The organism is Brucella daejeonensis, from assembly GCF_014199265.1.
GTDB lineage: Bacteria > Pseudomonadota > Alphaproteobacteria > Rhizobiales > Rhizobiaceae > Brucella > Brucella daejeonensis.
Genome location: NZ_JACIJG010000001.1, coordinates 147,836 through 172,940 on the forward strand (window position 1 = coordinate 147,836; position 25,105 = coordinate 172,940).

Sequence of the window (25,105 nt, forward strand, 5' to 3'; positions counted from 1 at the left end):
TCAACCGGGAAAAACATGACCGTAAAGACAATCTCGACCACGCCCTACCAGGACCAGCAGCCGGGCACTTCGGGCCTGCGCAAGAAGGTGCCGGTTTTCCAGCAGCCCAATTATGCGGAAAACTTCATCCAGTCCGTCTTCGACGTGCTCGAAGGTTTTGCGGGCCGGACGCTCGTGGTCGGCGGCGACGGCCGCTTCTATAACCGCGAGGTGATCCAGAAGCTTATCAAGATCGCAGCCGCCAACGGGTTCGGCCGCATCATGGTGGGTCAGGGCGGCATTCTTTCGACCCCCGCCGCCTCCAACATGATCCGCAAATACAAGGCCTTCGGCGGCATGGTGCTTTCGGCAAGCCACAATCCCGGCGGACCGAAGGAAGATTTCGGCATCAAGTACAATATCGGCAATGGCGGACCGGCGCCGGAAAAGATCACCGAGGCGATCTTCGCCCGCTCCAGGGCGATCGACCGGTACAAAATTGCCGATGTGGCCGATATCGATATCGACCGGATCGGCACGAGCAGGATCGGCGACACCGAGATCGTCGTCTTCGATCCGGTCGCCGATTATGCCGAACTGATGGAAAGCCTGTTCGATTTCGACGCCATCCGCGCCATGATCGAGGGCGGTTTCCGCATGAAGTTCGACGCCATGCACGCCGTGACCGGACCTTATGCCAGGGAAATCTTCGAGAAGCGTCTCGGCGCGGCGGAAGGCAGTGTCGTCAATTTCGTGCCCCTGCCGGATTTCGGCGGCCACCATCCAGACCCCAATCTGGTCTATGCCAAGGGTCTCTACGACCTGTTGATGTCGGACGATGCGCCGGATTTCGGCGCGGCTTCCGACGGTGACGGCGACCGCAATCTCATCATCGGGCGCGGCATCTTCGTCACGCCGTCCGATTCGCTTGCGATGCTGGCCGCGAATGCGCATCTGGCGCCGGGCTACAAGGGCGGCATCAAGGGCATTGCGCGTTCCATGCCGACCAGTGCCGCAGCCGACCGCGTGGCGGAAAAGCTCGGCATCGGCATGTATGAAACGCCGACCGGCTGGAAATTCTTCGGCAATCTGCTCGACAATGGCAAGGTGACGATCTGCGGCGAGGAAAGCTCCGGCACCGGCTCCGACCATGTGCGCGAGAAGGACGGCCTGTGGGCCGTGCTGCTCTGGCTCAATATTCTGGCGGTGCGCAAGGAAAGCGTAAAGGCCATCGTGGAAGATCACTGGGCGCGTTTCGGGCGCAACTATTACACCCGCCACGATTATGAAGCCGTCGATTCCGACATCGCCAAAAAACTGGTGGCCGACCTGCGCGGCAAGCTTGCCAGCCTGCCGGGCACGACCGTCAACGGTCTCAAGATCGAGAAGGCCGACGATTTCGCCTATCACGATCCGGTCGATGGCTCGGTCAGCGAACATCAGGGCATCCGCATCTATTTCCCGGAAGGCGGGCGTGTGGTGCTACGCCTTTCCGGCACCGGCACGTCAGGCGCAACCATCCGCATCTATGTCGAACGCTATGAAGCGGATATTGCCAGGCACAATCTCGACACGCAGGAAACGCTGGCCCCATTCATCGACGCGGCGGAACAGATCACGCAAGTGAAGAAGCGCAGCGGGCGCGACACGCCGTCGGTCATTACTTAGGGGAATAGGGGAATAGGGGAATAGGGGAATAGGGGAATAGGGGAATAGGGGAATAGGCTAGTCAGGCCGGAACGTCTGTTCAAGCGCCTTCTTCACCTACTCCCCTACTGCCTTACTCCCCTATTCCCTTAATCGAAGACAATCGCCGGCGCCGCGCGGGCGCTCTTGCCGCCCTTCATATTTTCCCAGACCTTCCGGGCGATCTCGCGATAGATTTTCGCGTGCTCGCTGTCCGGGTCCTTTACGGTGATCGGCGTGCCAGCGTCCGAATAGGCGCGCACATCCATGTGCAGCGGCACCTCGCCGAGGAAAGGCACGTTCAGCCGTTCCGCTTCCCTGCGCGCGCCGCCATTGCCGAAAATATCGTAGCGTGCGCCAGTATCCGGCGCGATGAAATAGCTCATGTTCTCGACAATGCCCAGAAGCGGAACATCCACCTTGCGGAACATGTTCAGCCCCTTGCGCGCGTCGATCAGCGCCAGATCCTGCGGCGTCGATACGATGACGGCACCGGCCAGCGGCACCTGCTGCGCCATGGTGAGCTGCGCATCGCCGGTGCCGGGCGGCATGTCGACCACCAGCACGTCAAGCGCGCCCCACGCCACTTCGCGCAGCATCTGCGTCAGCGCCGACATGACCATCGGCCCGCGCCAGATCATCGGCGTTTCCTCGTCCACCATGAAGCCCATGGACATGACCTTGATGCCGTAATTCTCCATCGGCTTCAGCGTGCGGCCCTCGATCGTCTCCGGGCGACCGGACAGGCCAAGCAGACGCGGCATGGAAGGACCGTAGATGTCGGCGTCGAGAATGCCGACCTTCAGCCCGTTGGCGGCAAGTCCCAGCGCCAGATTGACGGCGGTCGTGGATTTGCCGACGCCGCCCTTGCCTGACGCGACCGCGATGATCGCATTCACGCCCGGAATGCCGGGCTTTGCCGCCGGGCGCGGCTGCGGTGCATGACCATGCCCACCCTGCCCCGAAACCGCGACAGGTCGCGGCGGCGATTGCGGTTTGGGCGGCGGCGGAGCGTCATCGCTTGTGCGCCCGCCCTTCTTTTCGGCGGTGAGCGTGACCAGCGCGCCCGAAACGCCCGGAATATCCTTCACGGCCTTTTCGGCTGCAAGACGCATCGGCTCCAGCGCATCGGCGCGTTCCGCCGGCACGGTGATGGAGAAGAAGACCTTGCCGTCGGCGATGAAAATATCCGACACCAATCCCAGCGACACGACATCGCTTTCGAAATCCGGTCCGGTGACAGCCTTCAGCCGTTCCAGAACCTGTTCGCGCGAAACACTTGCCATTTCATTTCCCTAAGGGGCAGGAAACGGAAGCAAAGGACAGCCGCACCGGAATGGCGCTTCCCTTTCTCGATTTCCTCAACCCCTGCATTGTTGCGTCATAACCAGTCCTGACATAATCAGCTTTCCACCAAAACGCCAATAGTACCCCAATATTTATTCCAGACATCGGAGCACAAGCCATGGCCAAAGCCATTCACTCGATGATCCGCGTCCTCGACGAGGAAAAGTCCGTTTCCTTCTACAGGCAAGCCTTTGGCCTCGACATTGCCGAGCGCATCGATTTCGAAACCTTCACGCTGATTTACCTGCGCAATGCGGAAGCGGATTTCGAGGTGGAGCTGACCGTCAACAAGGGCCGCACGGAACCTTACGATCTGGGCGACGGCTACGGCCATCTTGCCGTGGCGGTGGACGATGTCGATGCCGAACATGCCCGCTTCACGGACTTGAGTTTCAAGGTCGGCAAGCTAGTCGATTTCAGGAACAACGGCGTACAGCTCGCCCGCTTCTTCTTCGTGGAAGACCCGGACGGCTACAAGATCGAAGTGCTGCAACGCGGCGGACGGTATGTGTAGGGCAGTATGTTAAGGGAGTAAGGGAGTAAGGGAGTAAGGGAGTAAGGGAGTAAGGGAGTAAGGGAGTAAGGGAGTAAGGGAGTAAGGGAGTAAGGGAGTAAGGGAGTAGAATTACTTATTCTCGATCAAGGCAAATATTTTACTTGCCTTGTCCACCACTTGCCCGCACCCTATTCCCCTATTCCCCTATTCCCCTATTCCCCTATTCCCCTAACAACAACCACCCGCTCCATGGACTATTTGTCCTGTGGCAAAGACGGCGCCGATAAGCTAGATAGGCTCGGCTTGAATGGAGAAGCTTTGAGTTGAAGACGAGCATCGGCCACTATCGGATGTCTCTGGCGATACGCATCCTCGGCGTATTGGCGCTGATGTTCGTCGCCTTTGCGCACAAGCCGGTCGACCTCAACGCGCCCGACAGCTATCAGCTTGCACAATACCAGTTGCCCGACGGCACCTATCCCGTTCTCTGCATCGGCGATCATGGCTCCGATCCGAGCCAGAAGGATCACGACAGGCATCTGCGCGATACGAGCTGCGAAGCCTGCCGGATTTCATCGGCCTTCCTGTGTCCGGCGCCAGCGAATTCGACCGGCCCGGTCCCGCATGTCGCCATGGCCGACATGGCGGTTCCGCCAGCACCCGTGTTGCGGAACGATGCCTATCCGCCCTCAGCCCCGCCGCAGGCCCCGCCCCTTGCCTGAATAGACGACGGTCTTCGGACCGACAGAAATGCACCGCCTGAATGCACCATCTGGTTCATCGGCGCGTCTTCTCGTGACTATTCAGGATTACAGACATGAATTACCGTCTTTTCGCATCCGCGATTTCGCTCGCCGCCGTCTTCGCTTCGGCCGGCATGGCCCATGCCCATTCGTCGCTCGACCAGAGCGAAGCCAGGGCAGGCAGTTTCTACAAGGCGACCTTCCGCGTTCCGCATGGCTGCGACGGCAAGGCCACGACCGAGGTCCGCGTGGAACTGCCCGAAGGCTTTCTCTCGGCGCAGCCGCAGGTGAAGCCCGGCTGGAAGATCGAAACAGTCAAGGGCGACTATGCCCGAAGCTACAAGCTTCACAGCAAGGACGTGACCTCCGGCGTAAAGGAAGTCCGCTTCACCGGCGGCGACCTGCCGAGCGATTTCTATGATGAGTTCACCGTTGTCGGCCAGCTTGCGAAATTCGACAAGGACACGACGCTTTCCTTCCCCGTGACGCAGATCTGCGGCGCCGACGCTTCGGTCGCCTGGACCGAAACGCCCGGCGAAGGCCAGAACCCGCACGACCTTCAGCACCCCGCACCGCAGGTGCATGTGACCGCCGCCCGTGACGACAAGCATGAAGGCCACGACAAGATGGGCCAGATGAACCATGCCGCGATGAACATGCCGGTGAAGCTTGGCGAACTGACCATCACCGGCCCATCGGTGCGCGCCATGGTTCCCGGCGCCAAGGTAGCGGGCGGCTTCCTCACCATCGCCAATGGCGGCAAGGATGCCGACAGGCTGGTGGCGGTGACGACGAACGGCGTGAAGCGCGTCGAAATCCATGAAATGTCGATGCAGAACGACGTGATGAAGATGCGCCAACTCGAAGGCGGCCTCGACATTCCGGCGGGCAAGACGGTCGTGCTGAAATCCGGCGGCTATCACCTCATGTTCATCCAGCCGGAGAAGCCCTACAAGGAAGGCGACACCGCGAAGGTGACGCTCGAATTCGAAAAGGCGGGCAAGGTCACCGTGGATTTTCCGGTGACGGCGCAGAACGGGAAAACGGGAGAACATTCCGGTCACTGACCGGCCTGCCGGCTTTGTAAAAACGCTGCTGCAGGAACAGGATCCCCCAGCAACGGGCGTGCGATATACGAGCCCCTCTCCCTCTGCGCGTCGTGCGCCCGTATGCCGCAACCGCTGTCCCCCCGCAGCGGTTGCGTTCTCCCGCAAATGCATTAAACTTGACCTAAATAGTATGGAATAATTCTAAATTATTGATATATAAAACAATTTTAAAGTATACTAGTTGACTCCAGATAAATCAGAAGCTTATATGCGTGGTGCAAATCCTTGTACGACCTTTGATGTCTGGGCCTTGAACCCTTTCGATTGGAGGACCCCATGGTTGGTCTCGGCGAATGCCGGTCCGCAAATGTTGACGGTCTGCCCTTTAACCCGACGCATCGGCAGCCCGGTCTCTTGCCGACCGGATATCATAATGTGTTGGGGGAAACGGAACGTCCCCCGGCAGACAGGCAGGGCTTTGTCCCCGCATCCACGCGCATGTCTTCATTCCACATCTTCTTCGGGAGGCCGTCATGAATATGCGCCTATCCCAGCTCAACGGTGCCAACAGCGCGGGCTATTTCGATCGCCTGCCGGAAAAGCTGGTGCTGGAAGGCTATCGCCGGTGGATCGCCGGTTTCGAAACGGGTTCGATCATCCCGTGGGAAATGACGTGGGGCCTCTATTCGGAACTGCTCGGATCTTCCGGGGCGAAACGCGCAGTGGGCGAGCTGTCGCATTTCATCCGCGTCCTGCGCCATTGCGCGAATTGTCCGCTGCGCGCCTTTCCGTTCGATTCGCACCATGTCTGCCGCGAGGAATGCCTGACGCTGGGGCTGATTTCCGGCATCCAGAATCAGGATGCGCTGCTGCTCGATACCTGTCTGGCGGCCATCGCCTGCCCGCGGCGCTGCGACGATGTGGCAGAGGCCGCGCGCAATTTTGCCGGGACACTGGCCGATTTCGGCCAGACTTTGCTGCCAATACCGGTCCATGCCATCGACAATGCCATCGACAGCGCTTTGAACATGACGCGGCGCGCGACTTTTCACTGACCGGAAAAGTCCCGGCGTTTTGCGAATGAATGTGATTCGAGATTTCAAGTCGCCGTTACGCGGCGCAAGGAGATAGAAATGCAGGCCAGAACCGAACGACGCCTCGGCATTGCCGCCGCTCTCGTGCTGACCGCAGGAGCGTTTGTCATGCCGGGTGTATCCACCCAGGTCAGCCGAAACGAAATCGCGCCGGAAAGCCGTATTCATCTGGCTTCCGCTTCCCGTCTCCGTGCCGGGCTTCACCATTTCATCGTTCCCGGCGAAGCCATGCCGACCTTGGTGCATTACGAATAATGCACCATGCGAACCGTTCGGATTCCGGTTATCCGACGACGATCGGCGCCTTGCCCTGAACGCGATTATAGAGGTCGATGATGTCCTGATTCATCAGGCGGATGCAGCCTGACGACATGGACTGCCCGATGGACCACCATTCCGGCGAGCCGTGAATGCGGTAGCCGGTGTCCTGCCCGTTCTGGAAAATATAGAGCGCGCGTGCGCCGAGCGGGTTCTGCGGCCCCGGTTCCTGACCGTTGCGGTATTTTGCCAGTTCCGGCTTGCGCTGGATCATTTCCGGCGGCGGCGTCCAGACCGGCCATTGCCTCTTGTACTGGACATTGGCGCGGCCGGACCATTCAAAGCCCGCCTTGCCGATGCCGACGCCGTAGCGCAGCGCTTCGCCGCCTGGCAGCACATAATAGAGGAAATGGTCCTTGAGGCTGACCACGATCGTTCCCGGCGCCTGCCCCGTCGGGTCCGGCACGATCTGGCGGCGGAACTCCTTCGGCACTTTCTGATAGGGGATCGCCGGCAGGGAATAGTTTCCCTCCTGCACGGCGGCGTACATGACGTCCGGCGTGGTGATGTCGCGGTCGACGCTGATCTGCGGGCGCATCGGCGTGATGCCGCCCGTCGACATCGGGTCGATATTCATCTGGAAGGCAGACATATCCATCGTTTGCGAGCAACCGGCGGCCCCGGTCAGGAGAACGGCTCCGGTGCCGAAAAGGAAACGGCGGCGGCTTAGATCATCACGCGATTTCGACATACAACTGGCCCTAAACAAGGGATGCAACAAGGGTTGAAAAACAGTCGCAGCGCGACCGCTATACTCAACAGCAATTTGCGTTCTTATGGTTGAAGAAGGGTTAAACGGTTCGCGCAAATGTTCACGAAAATGCAGGTTTAACGCCGAAATTGCGGTTCGCGCGGCGATTTAATCGATTTAAAAGTCGCGTGAATTATGGCAAACAAGAGGCAATCGTGTCTTTTTAGCGGCCAGCTTGTGTCTGAATGGTGTCAGAGGCATATTCAGGGTTGCGTTTGGAAGCAAAGGCCGGATTGCAAATCCGGCCTTCGGGACGATCGACAGGGAAGCGGCGAGCTTCTTCGTAAAAAATTTCCCGCGCAGAAATTTCGCGCGATCAATAGTCCTTTTCGTAGAAGATGCCGCCGCTCGAATCGCCTTCCGCGCCGAGCGCGCCCTTGGCCTTCAGGTTCCGGGTGATGTCGAGATTGATCGTGCCCTTCGTCGATCCGCCGGACCCCGCTTCGACACCCAGATAGATGTTGTCGCGGATATAGCGTCCGGCGCGAACCGCCGTCTCGCCCTTGCTGTCGGTCACGACATCGAGGTCGTCGAGGCCGGTTCCGGCGCGCAGCTTGTTCATCAACGAATTGTTCGAGCCGCCCGCAAGTTCCGCCGCCGCCGCGGCGAGCTGGGCGATCTGGAACGCGGAAAGTTCGCCGATGGAACGCTTGAAGATCAGTTGCGCCAGCACTTCGTCCTGCGGCAGTTCCGGGGTCGAGGAGAACTTGATGTCGAGATTGTCCACCGTGCCCGTCACCGTGATGATGGCGGTGATTTCATTGCCTTCCGACCGGGCGACGAAATTGAGCTGCGGATTGAGATCGCCGACCAGCGTGACATGGCCTTCATCGAAGGTGATGCGCTGTCCGAGAATGCCGATGCGGCCACGGATCATGTCGAAGGCGCCGACCGGCTTGATGTCGGTCACAGGCCCCGTCAGGCGCAAGCGTCCGCCCAGTTCCGTATCGAGGCCGCGACCGCGCACGAAAATCTGGTTCGGCGCGTTGATGAACACGTCGAGGCGCGGCACTGTCGGGCGTGCGGTCGGCGTCGGCACCTTGCTCCTGCGCGTTTCGACCTTGGCGCGGTCGAGCGTCGCCTGGACGTTTTTCGGCGTGTTCCTGTGCTGGACCGGCACATAGGCCGCGCCGCCGCCGAGATTTTCCGGCACCGATATTTCCGCCTTGTCCACATCGATGCGGCCGGAAATCAGCGGATCGCGCATCAGCGGTCCCTTGATCGAAATGCCGCCATTGACCGTCGCCACCACAAGCTTGCCGTCGGCATAGCGGGCGCGATTGAGCTTGATGTCGATATCGGCCGGGAAATTCGCCGCCGCATTGGTCGAAATCGTGCCGCTGGCGGAAACCGACCCGCCACTGCCGAGCGCGGCTTCGACCTGACGCAGCGTGATCGTCTCGCCGTCCATGCTGCCCATGACATTGATATTGTTCAGGCGGACATTGGTGTCGGGATCGATGAAGGTCGCGCCGTTGGTCGAGAACATGCCGCGCAGTTGCGGACGGTCGAACCCGCCGGAAACGCTTGCCGTCAGCGTCAGCGTGCCGTTTGCCTGCGCGCCGCGATCCGCAAGGAAGCGGTTGGCCAGCGCCAGCGGAACGCTGCCATTGACATTGACGCCAAGCCCCTGCCCCGAAAATGGCACCTTGCCGCTGGCGGCGACATTGAGACCGCGCGGACCGTCAACCGAAAGCGACGACAGATCGACGGCCATGGCCGCATAGCTGCCCGCCGCCTGCAAGGTCAGCGGCGCGAGACCGTTGTCGCGCAGCGGCTTGGCCGCAAGGCCGGTGCCGCGCAGGTTGAAGGCCGCTGCGGGATTGGTGAGCGGGCCGGTCACGCGCGCCGTGCCGGTGACATTGCCTGCCAGATCCTGTCCCTTGACCGCGCCGTTCAGCGCCGCCAGGGGAAGATTGGCGAGAGTGACGTCGATGGCCAGATCACCCTTGCCTAGCGGCACGCCGCCTTTGGCGCTGACATCGATGCCTTTGCCATTTTGGGCGCCACCGGTCACACGTGCATCGACATTGAGCCGGTCATTGGCCGAGGTGCCCCTGGCATCGGCATTAAGCGCCGCAATGCCCTGCTTTTTAAGCTCGGCTGCGGTGACACCCCGTGCGGCCATGTCGAAGGCGACATTGGGCGCTTCTTTCGTGCCCGTGATGCGGGCCGTGCCGTTGACCGTGCCGCCCAGCCCAAGTTCCGGCTTGAACGTATTGGCAAGCGCCAGCGGCAGGTTGGAAAGCGCGACAGAAAGATCGAGTTGGCCATCGACCACGCCATTGACCTTGACCTGACCGGCGCTGGCATCGGAGCCGGTATTGATAACGATATCGCCGAAGGAGATTTCCTCGCCCTTCATGGAAATGGTGGCGGGCGAAGCCAGATTGGCGCTGAGCGCGCCCTGCTTCACATTGGCCGAGGCGAGACCGAGTTCGAAACCGCCATCCTTCGGCTCCAGCGAACCGGCGGCGCTGGCAACCGTGCCGATCTTCAGTTTTGTATTGGCGGTAAAGTCGGTCTTCGAGCCGGTTGCATTGGCCTTTGCGTCGAAACTGTCGATGCCGAAAGTACCGACCAGAATATCGCGCGCGGCGGCATTGCCGTCCACGACCGGAACGCCGAACAGGTCCTTCGCCGTCAGAGCGATATCGGCAGAGGCGATGCGGCTGCCATTAACCTTGATCCCCCTGGCATTCGCCGTGACGGAAGCGTTCTGGCGTCCGTCATTGGCGTCGAGCGCGATGTCGGCGCTGGCCGCGCCCGTCGCTTCGGCAAGAGCCAGTGCGGCGGCAGTGGAAATATCCGGCGCGTCGAGTTTCAGCGCGCCCGTCAGAAGGCCCTTGGCGGTCTGGGTGACATTGCCGGTCAGATGCGCGCCACCGGCATTGAAGACGAGGTCGGTCAGGCGCTTTTCGTCATTGACGATGTCGATCAGCGTTCCCAGATCGACGCGCTGACCATTGAGGAAGGCGCTGCCCGCAAGCTTGCCGGAAAGGGCGGCGCCGGTTTTCGCGTTGCCGTCGAGCATGGCATTGAAATCGAGACCGCCTTCGGAAAGCTTGCGCCCGGCGAGCGTGCCCTGCGGGGCGTCGGCGCGCAAGGCGAGCGCGATCAGCTTGTCATCGCCGCGCGCGCTGCCCTTGACCGTCATCCGGCCTGATGCCTGATCGGAAAGAAGCTTGAGATCGGACAGCATGACGCCGAAATCAAAGCTTGCCTTGTCGGATGCAAAGGAACCGTTTGCGGTAATTTCACTCAGCTCATTGCCGATGCGGAAGTTGCGCGCGGAAAAGCCTTGCGCGCTGCGGCCAAGAGCGCCGCTCAGATTGACGGCACCATCGAGAATGCGGTCGACCGCCTGCGTGCCCGTGCGCATGTTCTGTGCAGTGCCGTCGAGGTCGAGCTGGAAAGCGCCGCTGATCGGGCGCACGATGCCCCTGGCGGTGACATCGATGCTGCCCGCCAGATCGCGGTCGGCCAGCGCGCCGAAGGGAGCGAGGCTCCCGACCCTGGCGGCGATATCGCCGTTGAAGGCGAGATCGTCGATAGTGCCCTTGAGGTCGAGGCTGAGGCCGTTGCCCGCAATATTGGCCTTGGCAAGCTCGACCGGCGAACCGGCGCGCCATGCGCCGTCGATGGCGAGCGTGATCGTGCTTCCAAGTGCTTCGGCGATTTCGGCGCGTTCGGCGGAAATGCCGTCAAGACCGCCATCGACCTTGAAGGTGATGTGGCGATTGGCGGCGTCGTTCAGGTTCTCGGCAACGCCGCCCATGTCGAGTGCGATGCGCTCGGCGGAAATCGTCGCATTCTCAAGCCCGGCGACGGCCAGCGTCCCGGTCCAGTCATTGGTCGGGCGATCGCCATAGGCAATCTCGAAGCGGGCATTGTCGATATAGGTTTCCGCGCCCTTGACCGGCAGCAGCACGCGCCCCTTGCTTTCGTCGGCGATGGAAGCATCGACGCGCAACCTGTTCAGGAAGCGGTCATTGCCGGTTTCAGCCGAAGCCTTCAGCTTGAGGGCCGCACTGTTGAGCGCCAGATCGTCAAGACGGAAACCGCCTGCGTCCTTGAGGAAACCATCGGCTGCAAGCACCGTTTCCGCCCCGAAGAAATCGCGAAAGACCGGCGGCACCAGAACCGCGATGGGACCGTTGAAACGGGCGGAAAAGACGCGCCCGCCATCGGGCGCCTGCCCCTGCCGGTTGAGCGCGAAAGTGCCTGTCAGCGTGCGGGCGCCATTGGTATCGAGCGCCAGGTCAACCTTGAGATCGTCAAGCGGACCGGCTCCCTTGAGGGTCAGGTCTACCGGCGGATGACCTTCGATATTGAGAAGATTGGCGACGATGCCGTTTGCCGGTTCGGAAACCTTGAGGTCCAGATCGAGCTTCTGGTCGGCATTGGCATAGGCCGCGCGGAGAGCGAAATCGCCGCCCGGCCCGTCAAGGCGCTTGATGTCGAAACTGGAATCGAGCGAGCCGTCGGCAAGCGACAGGCTGCCATTGGCCGAGACTTCCGATTCAAGGCCGAAAATATCCGGCCCGAAATGCAGGCGCGCAATGGCGAGCTGGTCGAGGGTGACGGAAATCGGCAGTTCCGGCAGGCTGAAGCTGGAGGATTCCGGCGACGGCAGGCTGGTATCGGGAAGCGGCTTGCGGATGATGTCGATGCGTTCGGCTGCAAGCGACTGGATGCTGAGACGCCCGATCAGAAGAGCGGTGCGGCTCCAGTTGAGCCTGGCGTTTTCGATGCGCAGCCAGACGCCCTCGCGGTCGGCGATGGTGATGGAGCCGACCGAGGCCTCGGACGACAGGACGCCGCTGATGCCGGAAATGGAGATACGGCGGTTCGGCGCGGAAAGCTGGCTTTCCACGAAAGACAGGAAATAGGATTTCTCCTCTTCCGGCGCGGCCTGTTCCTGCGAACCGGCCTGCTGGGCCTGACCCTGCTGAGCTTGCCCCTGCTGAGCCTGGGCAGGCAGGGGCGCGGGCTGTTCCGGCCAGCCGAAAATGACTGCCGTGACGGCGAACGCGACGAAGGCGACGATTGCGAGTAATCTGGTCAAAACGCCTGTCCTATACCTACGTACAAGCCATAGCTCGGATCGCCCGAGCGGCGGTTGAGCGGAACGGCGACATCGAGGCGGATCGGTCCGAGACCGGTCAGGTAGCGCAGACCGCCACCGACGCCGACACGCATTTGTTCCGAGAAATCGGGGAAGGATTTTTCACCCACATAACCGGCATCGACAAAAGCGACCGCGCCGATGGAATCGGTGATGCGGGCGCGCACTTCGCCATTGGCCTCGATGAGGGAACGCCCGCCGATAATGTCGCCATTACCCGCGCTGACACCGATATTGCGATAGCCGTAGCCGCGAACCGAGCCGCCGCCGCCCGCAAGGAAAAGCTGGCTCGGCGGCAGGTCCTCGATGGAGGCGCCGACGATGGAGCCGACCTTGAGACGGCCCGCCAGTATCACGCGGTCCTTCTCGCCGAAACCGTAATAGGTCCGGCCTTCGGCGGTGAAGCGGGTGGCGAAATTGCCATACTGGAACTCGTAGAAGGGCTGGATATTGCCTTCCAGATAGAAGCCCGAACTCGGGTCCGGCTTGTTGTTGCGGCTGTCGTAGAGCAGGCTGCCCTCAAGCCCCGCCGTGGTGAACGTGCGGTCGCCGAACACATCGTCGCTGAAACGGCCATGGCTCGCCTTGGCATAAAGCGCGCCCGACAGTTCGTCGCTGAAAATCTGCGTGAAGCCGGTTTTCGCATTGACCGATGTTTCGGTATAGGCGTCCAGCACCTCGCGCCTGGCGTCGAGCGAAGCGACAAAATCCGTGTCCGGCGTGTAGACGCCCGGCTTTGTGAAGGTCGTGCCCAGAAGATAGGTGTAATTCTGCGGATCGAAGGAATTGTCCTGCGTGCCGCCAATGCCGCTGACCTTGGCGTCGAAGCGCAGGCGCTCGCCGCGCCCGAACAGGTTGCGGTGCATCCAGTAGCCGGTAACGCCGAAGCCGTCGATGGTCGAATATTCCGCACCGAAGCCGAAGCGGCGGGGTTTTCGCTCCTGCACGTTGAGCGTCATCGGCAGGCTTCCGTCCGGCTCGATCTTTTCGGCTTCCTCGAAGCTCATCGCGCGGAAGACTTCCATGCGACCGAGGCGCTTCCTGGCCTTTTCGATATCGTCGGGATCGTATTCCTGCCCTTCGTTCAGGCCGGTCATCCAGGCCACGAATTGCGGGTCCATGCGCGCGGTGCCGACCACGCTGACCGGGCCGTAATGCGCCTTCTGGCCGGGATCGATCGAAATATCGGCGGAAACCCGATTGTCGGCGTGATCGGCGACGATGTCCTCGCCGGTAGCGCGCGCTTTCGCATAGCCCTGCTGACGCCATGCCTCGACGGCCAGACGCTCGGCCTTGATGACCGTGCCGGAGCGGGCAACCTGTCCCGGCGCGAACCCCGCATCCTCGGGCAGATCCACCTTGTCACGCCGGTCGACCGGCGGCGGGGCGATGTTGGAAATCGCCGTACGCGAGAACAGGAATTGCGGCCCCGGATCGACCGTGATCGCAACCTTTGCATTGTTTGGAATTTCCGCATCGGGCGGAACGTCGTTCGCCTCACGACCATCGACGGTAATGGAAATCGTGCCGCCATAGCGGCCTTCGCCATAAAGCGCGGCCAGGATGCGACGGTAATCGCCGCGCGCCTTGGCCAGCAGACCGGCGGACCCCGAAGCGGGCCGCTCCGCATCCGCGACGAGGCCCGACGCGCCTTCAATGGTGGATTTCAGATCGGCTTCCGTGCCATCCGCATTCTTGCGGTCGCCCGTGGCCGCGACCTCGACCGTATAGGTCTTCGGGTCGATAATGTCGGGATCTTCTTTCTTGTCCTCGCCCCAGAGACGGATTCCGAATATCTCGAACGCCAGTGCAGGCGACACCGTGAATGAGGAAAAATACGCCGCCAGCAAAAGCATGGCGATGCTCTTTCCCTGTATCGTCCTGTTACTCCAAGTCATACGCGCTACTGTCCGGTTCCTGTCTAAGCGGTCGCCTGGCAGCGTCCCGTTTGTCACCCCCCAGCCCAGGACGATTCAGGGATTACCATGGGGAGAACGGAACTCCAAGCAACAACGCTAGATATGGACCATTTCAGTCAATGGAGTATTAACGTTACCACACTCCTGCGCCCGCCAGCACGGGTTGAGCGGACCAGAGCCGCGACAGCCGGTAATAATTGTGGTTTTTGAAAAGCGGCGGCTCGCCGGCGGGGTGTCGGCGAGCCGCCTATCAGGTCATGGGAGGAGGGGAGGATGACCTGATAGAAACCTGTATTGCCTGTCGGCGCCGGTCAGCGACCGGCGTGCATCGGACGCAGATTGCCGAAGCGGTGACCGCCAAAGCCCCGATTGAATGCGGGGCGATTGAACCCACCGGAGCCGAAATGCGGCCTCACCGGACCTGGCCCCCAATTGTGGCGGTTCCCCCACCCGCGCCCGCCCCATTTCGGGCCAACGCCCCAGCGGGGATTCCAATGGTTATGTCCGCCGTGCCTCCAATAATCGTGCCCCCAATAACCGTGCCTCCAATAATCGTGCCCCCAATAGCCGCCCGTGGCCCAGCCCATCCCCAGACCAAGGCCAAAACCCGGCGCCCAGCCGTCGTAACCATTGTCGACGACAACGGTCGTCGTGGACGGTGCGTCATAGGCCGGACCGCTATAGGAGCCGAAACGGACATAGCGCGCGGACACAAAGCCGACGCGGCTGCCATTATAAATCCGGCACCAGCCCCTGGAACAGGAACCGGCATTCACGGTCGCTCCCGCCGGAAGCGTCGCAAGCCGCGCGTAATTAGCCCCCGGCCCCGAGCGGATATTGACCGAAGCCGAGACATGGGCGGAAGCCGCGGATGCAACCGCTGGCGTGACCAGAACCGCAGCCGCAAGGACGGCGCCGGGAATACGTTTATTATTAAGTATTACCTTAAATAAATACATCATACCTACTCCATATTTGCCTATATATATAGATACAACAGGCACCATCCATGAATGATACTACGAAAATATCGAAACAAATGCAAACAACGCCATCGATAATGGTAAATTTATGGCATATATTATCTTTATCTACATTCGTAAACTACAAGCTCAATTCGACATTACAGACGTTCAAATCCTGTTTACATAAATTTTACTCTAATTTTATCGAAGTGAATTTCAGGGCATGTCGCCAAAACGAAAAAGCGCCCCGGAATGAACCGGGGCGCCACGCGGCTTTGGGGGGAGAGAGGGAGAACAAGCCGCGATACCGGACCGTCAGGTCTGTATTTCACGCGGGCTGAAAAGCGGTCCTGTTGAAACGTATCTCACCGGAACGCCAAGCCCTTCGTTCGCCGTGGTTTCCGACCGGCGATCAGAAACAGCGGATCACGGCAGATTGCGCACGTCGTCCGGCGTCATATACATCGGCATCATATTGCTATCGAGGTGATGCATGACCCAGATGGAGCCTGCCAGCACGATGGCCAGAATGATGACCGTGAAGATGAATGCCAGCATGTTCCAGCCGCCTTCCGACTTCGGATCGAGGTGCAGGAAATAGACCAGATGCACCAGGATCTGCACGACGGCGATGCCGAGCACGATGGCTGCGGTGGTTCCCGGCGTGAAATAGCCGTTCATCGCCAGCATGAAGGGAACGACGGTCAGGACGATCGCCAGTACGAAGCCGATAAGATAGGACTTCAGATTGCCGTGGCTTGCGCCATGGTCGTGTATTTCGTGTGCAGAGCTCATCACAGTACACCCAGCAGATAGACAAGAGTAAAGACGCCGATCCAGATGATGTCCAGAAAGTGCCAGAAGAGGCTGAGGCACATCACGCGCGTCTGGTTCTTTTCGGTCAGGCCGTCGCGCAGGAGCTGGGCGGTCAGCACCACGATCCAGATCAGGCCGGAGGTGATGTGAAGGCCGTGGGTTCCGACCAGCGTGAAGAAGGCGGACAGGAAGGCGCTGCGGCCCGGACCTGCTTCTTCGTGGATCAGGTGGCTGAATTCATAGATTTCCATGCCGAGGAAGCCCGCGCCCAGCAGGAAGGTAATGCCCAGCCAGAACAGAAGGCCCGTGCGGTTCTTCTTGAACATCGACAGCGTCGCCAGACCGTAGGTCAGCGACGACACCAGAAGCAGCATGGTTTCGATCAGCACGAAGTTCAGGTCGAACAGTTCACGGCCGGTCGGGCCGCCCGCGAACTGGTGCGCCAGAACGGCGTAGGTTGCAAAGAGTCCCGAAAACAGGACGCAGTCGCTCATCAGGTAGATCCAGAAGCCGACCAGCGTGGTCGATCCTGCATCGTGATGGTCCTCATGCGCGGGTTGCGCGTTGCCGCCCAGAAACGGCGCGGCGTTGGAAATGTGAGCGCTCATGGGAATCAAGCCTCCTGAGCCGTCAGTTGCCGGGTGCGCAGGTCTTCGACGTCCTGCACTTCCTCGGCCGGGACATAATAGTCCCTGTCATTGTTGAACGAATGGGCGATGGCAACGATCAGCACGCCTGCGGCCGCGGCAATCGCCAGCCACCAGATGTGCCACACAAGGGCAAAGCCAAGCGGAATGTTCAGCATGCCGATGAGGAAGCCCGTTGCGGTGTTTTTCGGCATATGGATGCGCGCGAATTTTTCGGTGCGGCGCACATAGCCGTTCTGCTTCATGTCCCACCAGGCATCGTGGTCACGCACATGCGGAAGTTCGGCGAAGTTGTAGAAGGCGGGCGGCGAAGACAGCGACCATTCGAGCGTGCGGCCCGTGCCCCAGCTGTCGCCATTGGTATCGCGCAGCTTTTCGCGGTCGCGGATCGAGACCATGATCTGGAGAATCTGGAACACGATACCGCACAGAATAACCGCAACGCCGACGGCAGCTACGATCAGATAGATGTGCCATGCCGGATTTTCAGTGTGGTTCAGACGGCGCGTCATGCCCATCAGGCCGAGCACATAGAGCGGCATGAAGGCGAGCATGAAGCCGACCAGCCAGCACCAGAAGGCATTGCGGCCCAGACGTTCGTTGAGCTTGAAGCCGAAAGCCTTCGGCCACCAGTAGACGACACCGGCGAAGCAGCCGAACAGGACGCCCGAAATGATCACATTATGGAAGTGAGCGATCAGGAACACCGAATTGTGCAGCACGAAATCCGCGGGCGGAACGGCGAGAAGAACGCCGGTCATGCCGCCGATGACGAAGGTGCACATGAAGCCGATGGTCCACAGGATCGGCGTTTCCATGCGGACGCGGCCCTTATACATGGTGAAGAGCCAGTTGAAGACTTTTGCACCTGTCGGGATCGAGATGATCATGGTCGCCACGCCGAAGAAGGCGTTGACGCTGGCGCCGCCGCCCATGGTGAAGAAGTGGTGCACCCAGACGAGGAAGGACAGGATGGTGATCGCAACCGTCGCATAGACCATCGACGTGTAGCCGAACAGGCGCTTGCCGGAGAAGGTCGCGACGATTTCGGAGAAGATGCCGAAGCAGGGCAGGACCAGGATATAGACTTCCGGGTGGCCCCAGATCCAGATGAGGTTGATATACATCATCGGATTGCCGCCGGCATCATTGGTGAAGAAGTGGAAATCCAGATAACGGTCGAGCGACAGAAGCGCCAGCGTGACGGTCAGGATCGGGAATGCGGCGATGATCAGCACGTTGGAGCACAGCGACGTCCAGGTGAAGACCGGCACCTGCATCATGCCCATGCCGGGCGCGCGCATCTTGATGATGGTGGTGACGAGGTTGACGCCTGAAAGCAGCGTGCCCATGCCTGAAATCTGCAAGGCCCAGATATAGTAATCCACGCCGACATCCGGGCTGAATTCCTTGCCCGACAGCGGCGGATAGGCGAGCCAGCCGGTCTTGGCGAATTCGCCGACGCCGAGCGAGACGTTGACGAGGATCGCGCCTGCAACCGTGAGCCAGAAGCTGAGCGAGTTGAGGTAGGGGAAGGCCACGTCGCGCGCGCCGATCTGGAGCGGGACCGCGAAGTTCATCAGGCCGACGATGAAAGGCATCGCCACGAAGAAGATCATGATCACGCCATGGGCGGTGAAGACCTGATCGTAATGGTGTGGTGGCAGGAAGCCTTCATTGGCGCCGGAGGCGAGAGCCTGCTGGGCGCGCATCATGACGGCATCGGAGAAGCCGCGGAACAGCATCACCAGCGCCAGAATGATATACATGACGCCGATGCGCTTGTGATCGACGGAGGTGAGCCAGTCGCTCCAGAGCACGGCCCATTTACGGTAGTAGGTAATGGCCGCAAGAATGGCGAGCGCCCCGCCCGCCACCGCGGCCAATGTGACCATGATGATCGGCTCGTGATACGGGATCGCGTCGAGCGTAAGTTTTCCGAACATTTTTATCACGTTTCGATTGTAGCAATTCCGGCAAGGCCCTGACGGCCTTCATCCCGGAACCGCGTGAAACAAGGGATTGAATGCGATGACCGCGAGCCCGGCAGGGCGCGCGGCGTCATCGGCAAATCAGTTTGCAAGCTGCGACAGGCGCTGTGGCTGAACGGCGCAGATGATGTCGCTCGCCCACTGGCTGAAATCGACGGGAGAAGACTTGCGCAGATCGGCGCGTGCTTCCCGGATCATCTGCTGACGGTGCATTTCGTCATCGAGGCAGACGGACTTGCCGTCCCAGCAGCGGTTCACGATGTCGTGGAACAACGACTTGTCGCTGAAGGTGAAGAACTGGACCGGGTGCTTTTCGCTCGGCTGGACCAGCGAAGCGTAACGCGCGCCGTTCAGTTCCTCGCCTTTGGCCACGGCCTGGGCCTTCACATCGGCAACCCACTTGTCGAAGTCGGCCTGATTGTAGGCATGGGCCTTGAAGCGCATCTGGGCGAAGCCCTGACCGCTGTAATTGGCCGAAATGCCGTCATATTCACCTTCATGATTGGCGACGAGATGCAGCTTGGTCTGCATACTGGGCATGGTGTAGACCTGACTGCCCAGCGCCGGAATGAAGAAGGAATTCATGATGTTGCTGGCGGTCAGCTTGAAGTTGACCGGCACATCGACAGGCATGGCCATCTCGTTGACGGTGGCGATGCCCTGATCGGGATAGATGAAAAGCCATTTCCAGTCGAGCGCGACGACTTCGACATTGACGGGCTTCGCGTTCGATTCCAGCTGGCGGTAGGGATCGAGCCTGTGGGTGCTGATCCATGTGACCGTGCCGAGAACGACGATGATCGCCATCGGGATAAGCCAGACGGCAAGCTCGATTTTGGTCGAATGATGCCAGTCCGGCTGGTAATCCGCCTTTTCGTTCGATGCGCGGTACTTCCAGGCGAAGAACAGCGTCATGAAGATGACGGGAACCACGACGAGCAGCATGATGCCGGTCGCAAAAAGGATGAGATCGCGCTCCGCCATGCCGACCTCTCCCTTGGGGGAGAGCAGAACCTGGTTCTCGCAGCCGGCGAGAAATGCAGTCAGGGCCAGTACGGCGAACGAGACGATCGTCCGGGGGGTGCCGTGTTTCATTTGTCTTTCCATCTTGCGCACGGAGCGTCATCTCCGGCGCATTCGTCATTTCCTAGTTTTCGGTAAATTCTGAAAATTCCAAACGTACAGTTATATCGAATTGTCCGATTTGTCACGCCTGTGGCGAAAAATGTGCTGGAACCTGGAGCATCATCCGACCGGAGTGAAACGAGCACGATCAAGATTATGCTTAAAATAAAAGGGATTAGGGTCTAAACCCAATTAGGTTTCGGGCGTGGCGTGAGCCGGATTTTGTTCCTGAACAGGAGGGAAGGCCGACGTGGTGTCCCCCACCACGAGGACTTTTCGACGTATTCAGGGGCAAAATCCGCCACGTCCCGGAGGGATATGACGAAAATAACCCATTTTGGCGTCGCGAAACCTCGATGGGGAACCACCCCACCTTCGGTTTCGCTCCTGAAACTGTGCCATTTTCGACCATACCACGCTCCAAATCCTGATTGGGTTTAGACCCTGGAGCGCAGATCTGATTCAATCAGATCGAAACGCGCTCTAATGTCGCGCCCGAAACCGGCTATACTCGCGGATGCTACGGGGCCATGAGCTTCGTTATGCGGCGGCTCCCATACGCCCGCCATGGCGGCTTTACAAGACTCAGGGCCGGAGGAAAGCGGTGCGTGAACAGGATTGTGATGTGGATTTGCGGGGTATACCAATCACCGCTGGCGGGATGAGAGGGGAAGACATGATTTTTGCCGAATTGCCGCTCAATGAGGCCGAAGGCGCGATATTGGGCCATGCCATCGCCGCGGGAGCGCTCGGCCTGCGCAAGGGGACGGTGCTCGGTCCCGATCATATTACGGCACTCCGGGAAGCGGGAATCGCCGGCGTTCTGGCCGCGCGGCTGGAACCGGGCGACATCGGCGAAGATGAGGCGGCGCTTTCGGTCGGACGGCTTCTCGCCGCCCGCAATGTCGAGATCGGCACGGCCACGACCGGGCGCGTCAATCTCTTTGCCGGCGCCGACGGCGTGTTCTGCGTCGATGCCGGACGCATCGATCGGATCAATATGCAGGATGCGCGTATTTCCGTCGCGACCCTGCGCAATCATGCCCGCGTGGATGCCGGGCAGATGATCGCGACCGTCAAGATCGTCCCCTTCGCCGTGCCGGGCGCCCTGTTGCAGGAAACGGCAAGCGGGATCGGTTCCGCCCCGCTGCTGGAGGTGGCGGCCTTCCGCAAGACCGCGATCGGCCTGATCCAGTCCCGCCTGCCGACGACCCGCGACACGGTTCTGGACAAGACCGGCGCGCTGATGGCGCGGCGCGCGGCAAGCAACGGCGGCGCGATAGAATGCGAAAGGCGCGTGCCGCACGAGGCCGCCGCCCTGTCGGACGCCATTGCGGAACTGAGCGGTAAATGCGACCTGATCGTCATTTTCAGCGCATCGGCGGTGGCCGACGAAGGCGATATCGTTCCGCAATCGATCCGCCGCGCGGGCGGCGAACTGTTGCGTATCGGTATGCCTGTCGATCCGGGCAACCTGCTCGTTCTCGGCAGACATGCCGATAAATATATCGTCGCCGCCCCCGGATCGGCCCGCTCGGCCCGCGAAAACAGTCTCGACCGGATACTCGACCGCCTGATGGCCGGAATGACGCTTTCCGCCGACGATCTTGCGCTGATGGGCGTGGGCGGCCTGCTTTTCTAAAGCGGTTCCTGTTTTGACTGAATCGTTGGAGCCGCTCTAACTATTTGTTTTTACGCATGTCTTAATCCCAAAACCGGTTCCCACTTTTGGGAGACATGCTCTAAGACCCCGGCCGTTGAGTGCGGGGCGGGACCGGGCGAGATCATATCTCGTAATCGAACACCAGAATGCCGTCGAGCCCGCCGTCAGCCGCTTCGACAAGGCTTTTGCCCACGTCGACATGGGCCGGGTGCGGAAGATAGGCGTCGCGCGCGGCGCTATCGGCAAAATCGACGACAAAGCCGTGCCGGAAGCCCTTTTCGAGCCTTTCGGGACTGTTGTTCGCGCCTGTCGTGATCGCGACGATGCCGTCGATCCGGTCTTTCAGCGCGACAACGGCGTCGAGCCTGGCGGCGATTTCGTCGGGACCGAGTTCGGGCCGGAATTTAATGAGAACGATATGGCGTATCACGGGCTGCATCGGGCTTCCTTCGTGGGTGATTGCGGTTTCCGGCCTGTCACCGGCATCGACGGCATTTCGCCCGACCGGCAAACAGGCGCACAAAAGTCCAAACGAAAAAGGCCGGGCAGAACCCGACCTTCCGCTTTCACCCGAGCTGCGCCAGTACATCCGTGGTCGCGACCCAAGTGAATTCCCGATACATGGACGGTATAGACCTTCCGCGTTTCAGGAATATGACATGCCGGGCAAGTCCGCCCGTTGTTTCAGGCCGCCATCGGCGTTTCGACCGGGGCCGGATGATTGTAATTCCAGACCTCGGCCAGACATTGCCGCATCAGATCGAGATCGACCGGACCAATCCGGCTCAGGACGAGATCGAGTTCATCCGGCTCCACGCCCTTGTTGAGAAGCTCAACGATTGCCTCGATCAGAATTCTTCTGTCATCAAACCTGTAGCGCTGCATGGACCTGCTCCGCTAATTTCCCCACCATTGATGGTTACAGACTAGTCGCTCATGGTTAACTGAAACTTAATTCGCGAATAACGTCGCGCAATTTTCCCGCCACCATTCGTAACCACAGGCAACCGCGCCCGAACGCTCCCAATCCGTAGGGAAAAATTAAAAGCTACTCATAAAAAATATAATAAAAATTCTTGAAAAGAACAATAATATGTCAAAATACTAGTATAGTTTCCGCAAAATCCAAGCCGAAAATGAAACCAACATTCATTTTATTATTTACTTCAATAAGATACGCCATGACATTCTTTAAAAGATACACCAATTGGTCCATCAGCTATGTCCGGCTGACCGGGCTCGGCCTCGTCATCGGCGCGGGCTTCATGGGCGGCTACCTCTATACGCTGCAATATAAGGGCAATGTGCATACGGTCCTCGACGGACAGGTCTATCGTTCCAACCAGCCCGACCCGGCCCGTATCGCCAATCTCCAGAAGCTTTACGGCATCAGGACGATCATCAACCTGCGCGGACCGGAACCCGGTGAGAAATGGTATGATGAAGAGATCGCAGCCGCAGAGACGCTTGGCATCCGGCACGCCGATTTCGAAATGTCGGCGAGACGCCAGCTCAGCCCTGAAGAAGCCCGGCAGCTCATCGCCCTGATGGCAAAGGCGGAAAAGCCGGTGCTCATCCATTGCAAATCCGGTTCCGACCGCACCGGGCTGGCGGCAGCACTCTATGTAGCGGCCATCGCCAAAGGCAGCGAAAGCAAGGCCGAACGGCAGATGTCCATCGCCTACGGCCATTTCGGCTTTCCATTGAGTCCGACCTACGCGATGGAAAGGACTTTCGAGGCCATCGAGGCGGAACTCGGCTATACCGGCTCCTGAATGAAATCAGCTTGTCTGCAAGCGGCGCAGGCTCCACCAGATCAGGACCATCGCGGCCAGAATCCAGATCAGGACGATAGCCACCAGCCCCGCCCGGCTGACGGGACGGGTGCCGCGTTCGGCCGCCGCGATCCGTAATTCGGCCAGAACATCGGCAGGGATCAGCCGAACCGCGAGAATAATGCCGAGCGGCACAATGATGAGATCGTCAAGATAGCCCAGAACCGGAATGAAATCGGGAATGAGGTCGATCGGGGACAGGGCATAGGCCGCGACGACGCCCGCCACCGCCTTCGCATACCAGGGAACGCGCCCGTCGCGCGCCGCCAGCCACAGGGCCACGACGTCCCGTTTGATCAGCCGCGCCCAGTTTTTCGCAGTCTCGATCCATGCCATGGCCGACTCATATCACGTTGAAAAAAACACCGGAGGAAACAAAAACGCCGGGGCAGAACCCCGGCGTTTTCAGTAAACCAATCGGCGCTCTTATTCGAGGCCGACGATCTTGCCGTCATCCCACTTGAAGATGTCGAAGCTCGGCGAGCTCAGATCGCCGCTTTCGCCATAGGTCAGCGTGCCGATAGCCGTTTCGATCGGCTTGCCGTCATGCAGGGCCTTGGCGACAGCCGCCGAATCGTCGGTCGAATCGGCGCGTTCGATGCCTGCCTTGATGACTTCAACAGCGGCATAGGCGTTCATGGTGAAGGCTTCAGCCGGAATGTTCTTCGCCTTCAGAGCCTCGATGGCATCCTTGGAAGCCGGGTTCTTGGTGGCATCCTTGGCGTTGGTGAAGAGCGTCCCTTGAGCATTGGTGCCGCCGATTGCCCAATATTCGGTATTGGACAGGCCTTCGCCGCCAAGCACCAGCGCCTGCATACCGGCATCGTGCAACTGACGCGACAGGAGGCCGCCTTCGGCATGGTAGCCGCCGAAATAGACCACTTCAGTACCGGCAGACTTCAGCTTGGTGACGAGCGCGGAGAAATCCTTGTCGCCCGGCGTAACCGAATCATAATGGACTTCCGTGACGCCGCCCTTGTTGAGCGCAGCCTTGAACGCGTCGGCCAGGCCCTTGCCATAGGCGCCCTTGTCGTGGATCACGGCGACCTTCTTGTCCTTGAAATTCTTCAGGACATAACCGGCCATGACTTCGGCCTGCTGGTCGTCGCGGCCGCAGGTGCGGAACACGTTTTCCAGATTGCGCGCGGTCAGGTCCGGGCCGGTGGCGGTCGGGGTGACCATCAGGACGCCGTTTTCCGAGAACACGTCGGAAACCGGAATGGCGACGCCGGTCGTGACCGGACCGACGACGAACTTGATGCCGTCGCCGACGATCTGGTTGGCGGCGGAAACGCCCTGCTTCGGTTCTCCGGCATCGTCGGCGAACTTCAGGACGACTTTTTCGCCCTTGATGCCGCCAGCCTTGTTGATGACGTCAACGGCGGCTTCCGCGCCCTTCTTCACCTGATCGCCGAAAGCGGCAACCGGGCCCGTCAGCGGAGCGACGACGCCGATGGTGATATCCGCGTAGGCAGCGCCGACGAAGCCGAGGGTGGCTGCAAAAGCCACGCTGGACAGAAGTTTCAGGTTCATTCTTTTCTCCTTTGGTGGGG

At 60.2% G+C, this 25,105-nt stretch carries 21 protein-coding genes; 8 read left to right on the forward strand and 13 right to left on the reverse strand.

Annotation, left to right across the window (positions count from 1 at the left end; genetic code table 11):
* The first annotated feature begins 15 nt into the window (after positions 1 to 15).
* A complete protein-coding gene (locus tag FHS76_RS00700) occupies positions 16 to 1,647 on the forward strand; it encodes an alpha-D-glucose phosphate-specific phosphoglucomutase (protein WP_183646604.1) in 1,632 nt (543 codons plus the stop codon).
* 128 nt (positions 1,648 to 1,775) lie between these two features.
* Here FHS76_RS00700 and FHS76_RS00705 read toward each other — a convergent pair whose 3' ends face one another.
* Positions 1,776 to 2,951 carry an Mrp/NBP35 family ATP-binding protein gene (locus FHS76_RS00705; protein WP_183646607.1) on the reverse strand — a complete coding sequence of 392 codons (1,176 nt, stop codon included), beginning with the start codon at positions 2,949 to 2,951 and terminating at the stop codon, positions 1,776 to 1,778.
* Between the two features lie 179 nt (positions 2,952 to 3,130).
* On the opposite strand from FHS76_RS00705, the gene FHS76_RS00710 reads away from it, so the two are divergent.
* From FHS76_RS00710 to FHS76_RS00730, 5 genes are all read left to right on the forward strand, one after another.
* Positions 3,131 to 3,526, forward strand: a complete 396-nt coding sequence (locus tag FHS76_RS00710) for a VOC family protein (protein ID WP_183646610.1) — start codon at positions 3,131 to 3,133, stop codon at positions 3,524 to 3,526.
* A 305-nt stretch (positions 3,527 to 3,831) separates the two neighbouring features.
* Positions 3,832 to 4,230, forward strand: a complete 399-nt coding sequence (locus tag FHS76_RS00715) for a hypothetical protein (protein WP_374828574.1) — start codon at positions 3,832 to 3,834, stop codon at positions 4,228 to 4,230.
* 95 nt (positions 4,231 to 4,325) lie between these two features.
* A complete protein-coding gene (locus FHS76_RS00720; RefSeq protein WP_183646613.1) occupies positions 4,326 to 5,318 on the forward strand; it encodes a DUF1775 domain-containing protein in 993 nt (330 codons plus the stop codon).
* 515 nt (positions 5,319 to 5,833) lie between these two features.
* Positions 5,834 to 6,355 (forward strand): hypothetical protein, encoded by a 522-nt coding sequence (locus tag FHS76_RS00725; RefSeq protein ID WP_183646616.1) that lies wholly within the window; start codon positions 5,834 to 5,836, stop codon positions 6,353 to 6,355.
* A 78-nt stretch (positions 6,356 to 6,433) separates the two neighbouring features.
* The gene (locus FHS76_RS00730) at positions 6,434 to 6,649 is read left to right on the forward strand and encodes a hypothetical protein (RefSeq protein WP_183646619.1); all 216 of its coding nucleotides are present in this window, start codon (positions 6,434 to 6,436) and stop codon (positions 6,647 to 6,649) included.
* 28 nt (positions 6,650 to 6,677) lie between these two features.
* On the opposite strand, the gene FHS76_RS00735 is transcribed toward FHS76_RS00730, so the two are convergent.
* The 8 genes from FHS76_RS00735 to cyoA all read right to left on the reverse strand — a co-directional run bounded on the left by FHS76_RS00735 (position 6,678) and on the right by cyoA (position 20,024).
* Positions 6,678 to 7,403 carry a L,D-transpeptidase gene (locus FHS76_RS00735; protein ID WP_183646622.1) on the reverse strand — a complete coding sequence of 242 codons (726 nt, stop codon included), beginning with the start codon at positions 7,401 to 7,403 and terminating at the stop codon, positions 6,678 to 6,680.
* 376 nt (positions 7,404 to 7,779) lie between these two features.
* Positions 7,780 to 12,531, reverse strand: coding sequence for a translocation/assembly module TamB domain-containing protein (locus FHS76_RS00740; protein ID WP_183646625.1), 4,752 nt, complete (start codon positions 12,529 to 12,531; stop codon positions 7,780 to 7,782).
* Positions 12,528 to 14,489 carry an autotransporter assembly complex protein TamA gene (locus tag FHS76_RS00745; protein ID WP_445433049.1) on the reverse strand — a complete coding sequence of 654 codons (1,962 nt, stop codon included), beginning with the start codon at positions 14,487 to 14,489 and terminating at the stop codon, positions 12,528 to 12,530. Before FHS76_RS00745 ends, FHS76_RS00740 begins: the two co-directional genes overlap by 4 nt.
* A 332-nt stretch (positions 14,490 to 14,821) precedes the next feature.
* Positions 14,822 to 15,469 carry an SH3 domain-containing protein gene (locus FHS76_RS00750; RefSeq protein WP_183647454.1) on the reverse strand — a complete coding sequence of 216 codons (648 nt, stop codon included), beginning with the start codon at positions 15,467 to 15,469 and terminating at the stop codon, positions 14,822 to 14,824.
* A 432-nt stretch (positions 15,470 to 15,901) separates the two neighbouring features.
* Positions 15,902 to 16,270 carry a cytochrome o ubiquinol oxidase subunit IV gene (locus FHS76_RS00755; protein ID WP_183646628.1) on the reverse strand — a complete coding sequence of 123 codons (369 nt, stop codon included), beginning with the start codon at positions 16,268 to 16,270 and terminating at the stop codon, positions 15,902 to 15,904.
* On the reverse strand, positions 16,270 to 16,899 hold the full coding sequence (gene cyoC / locus FHS76_RS00760) for a cytochrome o ubiquinol oxidase subunit III (RefSeq protein WP_183646630.1): 630 nt from the start codon (positions 16,897 to 16,899) through the stop codon (positions 16,270 to 16,272). Before cyoC ends, FHS76_RS00755 begins: the two co-directional genes overlap by 1 nt.
* 5 nt (positions 16,900 to 16,904) lie before the next feature.
* On the reverse strand, positions 16,905 to 18,884 hold the full coding sequence (gene cyoB, locus FHS76_RS00765) for a cytochrome o ubiquinol oxidase subunit I (protein WP_183646633.1): 1,980 nt from the start codon (positions 18,882 to 18,884) through the stop codon (positions 16,905 to 16,907).
* A gap of 126 nt (positions 18,885 to 19,010) precedes the next feature.
* Entirely contained in the window at positions 19,011 to 20,024 is a 1,014-nt protein-coding gene (gene cyoA, locus FHS76_RS00770) for a ubiquinol oxidase subunit II (RefSeq protein WP_183646636.1), read from the reverse strand.
* A 706-nt stretch (positions 20,025 to 20,730) separates the two neighbouring features.
* Between cyoA and FHS76_RS00775 the strand changes: the two genes are divergently transcribed.
* On the forward strand, positions 20,731 to 21,696 hold the full coding sequence (locus FHS76_RS00775) for a molybdopterin-binding protein (protein WP_183646639.1): 966 nt from the start codon (positions 20,731 to 20,733) through the stop codon (positions 21,694 to 21,696).
* A gap of 142 nt (positions 21,697 to 21,838) precedes the next feature.
* Here the strand turns inward: FHS76_RS00775 and FHS76_RS00780 are convergent, their stop codons facing one another.
* Both FHS76_RS00780 and FHS76_RS00785 read right to left on the reverse strand, forming a co-directional pair.
* On the reverse strand, positions 21,839 to 22,156 hold the full coding sequence (locus FHS76_RS00780) for a Dabb family protein (protein ID WP_210305963.1): 318 nt from the start codon (positions 22,154 to 22,156) through the stop codon (positions 21,839 to 21,841).
* A 245-nt stretch (positions 22,157 to 22,401) separates the two neighbouring features.
* On the reverse strand, positions 22,402 to 22,602 hold the full coding sequence (locus FHS76_RS00785) for a hypothetical protein (RefSeq protein WP_183646643.1): 201 nt from the start codon (positions 22,600 to 22,602) through the stop codon (positions 22,402 to 22,404).
* Positions 22,603 to 22,898: 296 nt separating this feature from the next.
* Here FHS76_RS00785 and FHS76_RS00790 point away from each other — a divergent pair, with 296 nt between their 5' ends.
* Positions 22,899 to 23,492, forward strand: a complete 594-nt coding sequence (locus FHS76_RS00790) for a tyrosine-protein phosphatase (protein WP_183646647.1) — start codon at positions 22,899 to 22,901, stop codon at positions 23,490 to 23,492.
* Positions 23,493 to 23,498: 6 nt separating this feature from the next.
* Here the strand turns inward: FHS76_RS00790 and FHS76_RS00795 are convergent, their stop codons facing one another.
* Complete coding sequence (locus tag FHS76_RS00795) at positions 23,499 to 23,888, reverse strand: YkvA family protein (RefSeq protein WP_183646650.1); 390 nt, start codon at positions 23,886 to 23,888, stop codon at positions 23,499 to 23,501.
* A 90-nt stretch (positions 23,889 to 23,978) separates the two neighbouring features.
* Positions 23,979 to 25,085 carry a branched-chain amino acid ABC transporter substrate-binding protein gene (locus FHS76_RS00800; RefSeq protein WP_183646652.1) on the reverse strand — a complete coding sequence of 369 codons (1,107 nt, stop codon included), beginning with the start codon at positions 25,083 to 25,085 and terminating at the stop codon, positions 23,979 to 23,981.
* Positions 25,086 to 25,105 lie beyond the last annotated feature (20 nt).

What these genes read in the sequence shown, in the direction of transcription:
- FHS76_RS00700 (WP_183646604.1), top strand. Translation starts at nt 16, where the DNA reads ATGACCGTAAAGACAATCTCGACCACGCCCTACCAGGACCAGCAGCCG.
- FHS76_RS00725 (WP_183646616.1), top strand. Translation starts at nt 5,834, where the DNA reads ATGAATATGCGCCTATCCCAGCTCAACGGTGCCAACAGCGCGGGCTAT.
- cyoA (WP_183646636.1), bottom strand. Translation starts at nt 20,024, where the DNA reads ATGAAACACGGCACCCCCCGGACGATCGTCTCGTTCGCCGTACTGGCC.
- cyoB (WP_183646633.1), bottom strand. Translation starts at nt 18,884, where the DNA reads ATGTTCGGAAAACTTACGCTCGACGCGATCCCGTATCACGAGCCGATC.
- FHS76_RS00705 (WP_183646607.1), bottom strand. Translation starts at nt 2,951, where the DNA reads ATGGCAAGTGTTTCGCGCGAACAGGTTCTGGAACGGCTGAAGGCTGTC.
- FHS76_RS00730 (WP_183646619.1), top strand. Translation starts at nt 6,434, where the DNA reads ATGCAGGCCAGAACCGAACGACGCCTCGGCATTGCCGCCGCTCTCGTG.
- cyoC (WP_183646630.1), bottom strand. Translation starts at nt 16,899, where the DNA reads ATGAGCGCTCACATTTCCAACGCCGCGCCGTTTCTGGGCGGCAACGCG.
- FHS76_RS00800 (WP_183646652.1), bottom strand. Translation starts at nt 25,085, where the DNA reads ATGAACCTGAAACTTCTGTCCAGCGTGGCTTTTGCAGCCACCCTCGGC.
- FHS76_RS00755 (WP_183646628.1), bottom strand. Translation starts at nt 16,270, where the DNA reads ATGAGCTCTGCACACGAAATACACGACCATGGCGCAAGCCACGGCAAT.
- FHS76_RS00735 (WP_183646622.1), bottom strand. Translation starts at nt 7,403, where the DNA reads ATGTCGAAATCGCGTGATGATCTAAGCCGCCGCCGTTTCCTTTTCGGC.
- FHS76_RS00710 (WP_183646610.1), top strand. Translation starts at nt 3,131, where the DNA reads ATGGCCAAAGCCATTCACTCGATGATCCGCGTCCTCGACGAGGAAAAG.
- FHS76_RS00775 (WP_183646639.1), top strand. Translation starts at nt 20,731, where the DNA reads ATGATTTTTGCCGAATTGCCGCTCAATGAGGCCGAAGGCGCGATATTG.
- FHS76_RS00795 (WP_183646650.1), bottom strand. Translation starts at nt 23,888, where the DNA reads ATGGCATGGATCGAGACTGCGAAAAACTGGGCGCGGCTGATCAAACGG.
- FHS76_RS00745 (WP_445433049.1), bottom strand. Translation starts at nt 14,489, where the DNA reads ATGACTTGGAGTAACAGGACGATACAGGGAAAGAGCATCGCCATGCTT.
- FHS76_RS00785 (WP_183646643.1), bottom strand. Translation starts at nt 22,602, where the DNA reads ATGCAGCGCTACAGGTTTGATGACAGAAGAATTCTGATCGAGGCAATC.
- FHS76_RS00790 (WP_183646647.1), top strand. Translation starts at nt 22,899, where the DNA reads ATGACATTCTTTAAAAGATACACCAATTGGTCCATCAGCTATGTCCGG.
- FHS76_RS00780 (WP_210305963.1), bottom strand. Translation starts at nt 22,156, where the DNA reads ATGCAGCCCGTGATACGCCATATCGTTCTCATTAAATTCCGGCCCGAA.
- FHS76_RS00750 (WP_183647454.1), bottom strand. Translation starts at nt 15,469, where the DNA reads ATGTATTTATTTAAGGTAATACTTAATAATAAACGTATTCCCGGCGCC.
- FHS76_RS00720 (WP_183646613.1), top strand. Translation starts at nt 4,326, where the DNA reads ATGAATTACCGTCTTTTCGCATCCGCGATTTCGCTCGCCGCCGTCTTC.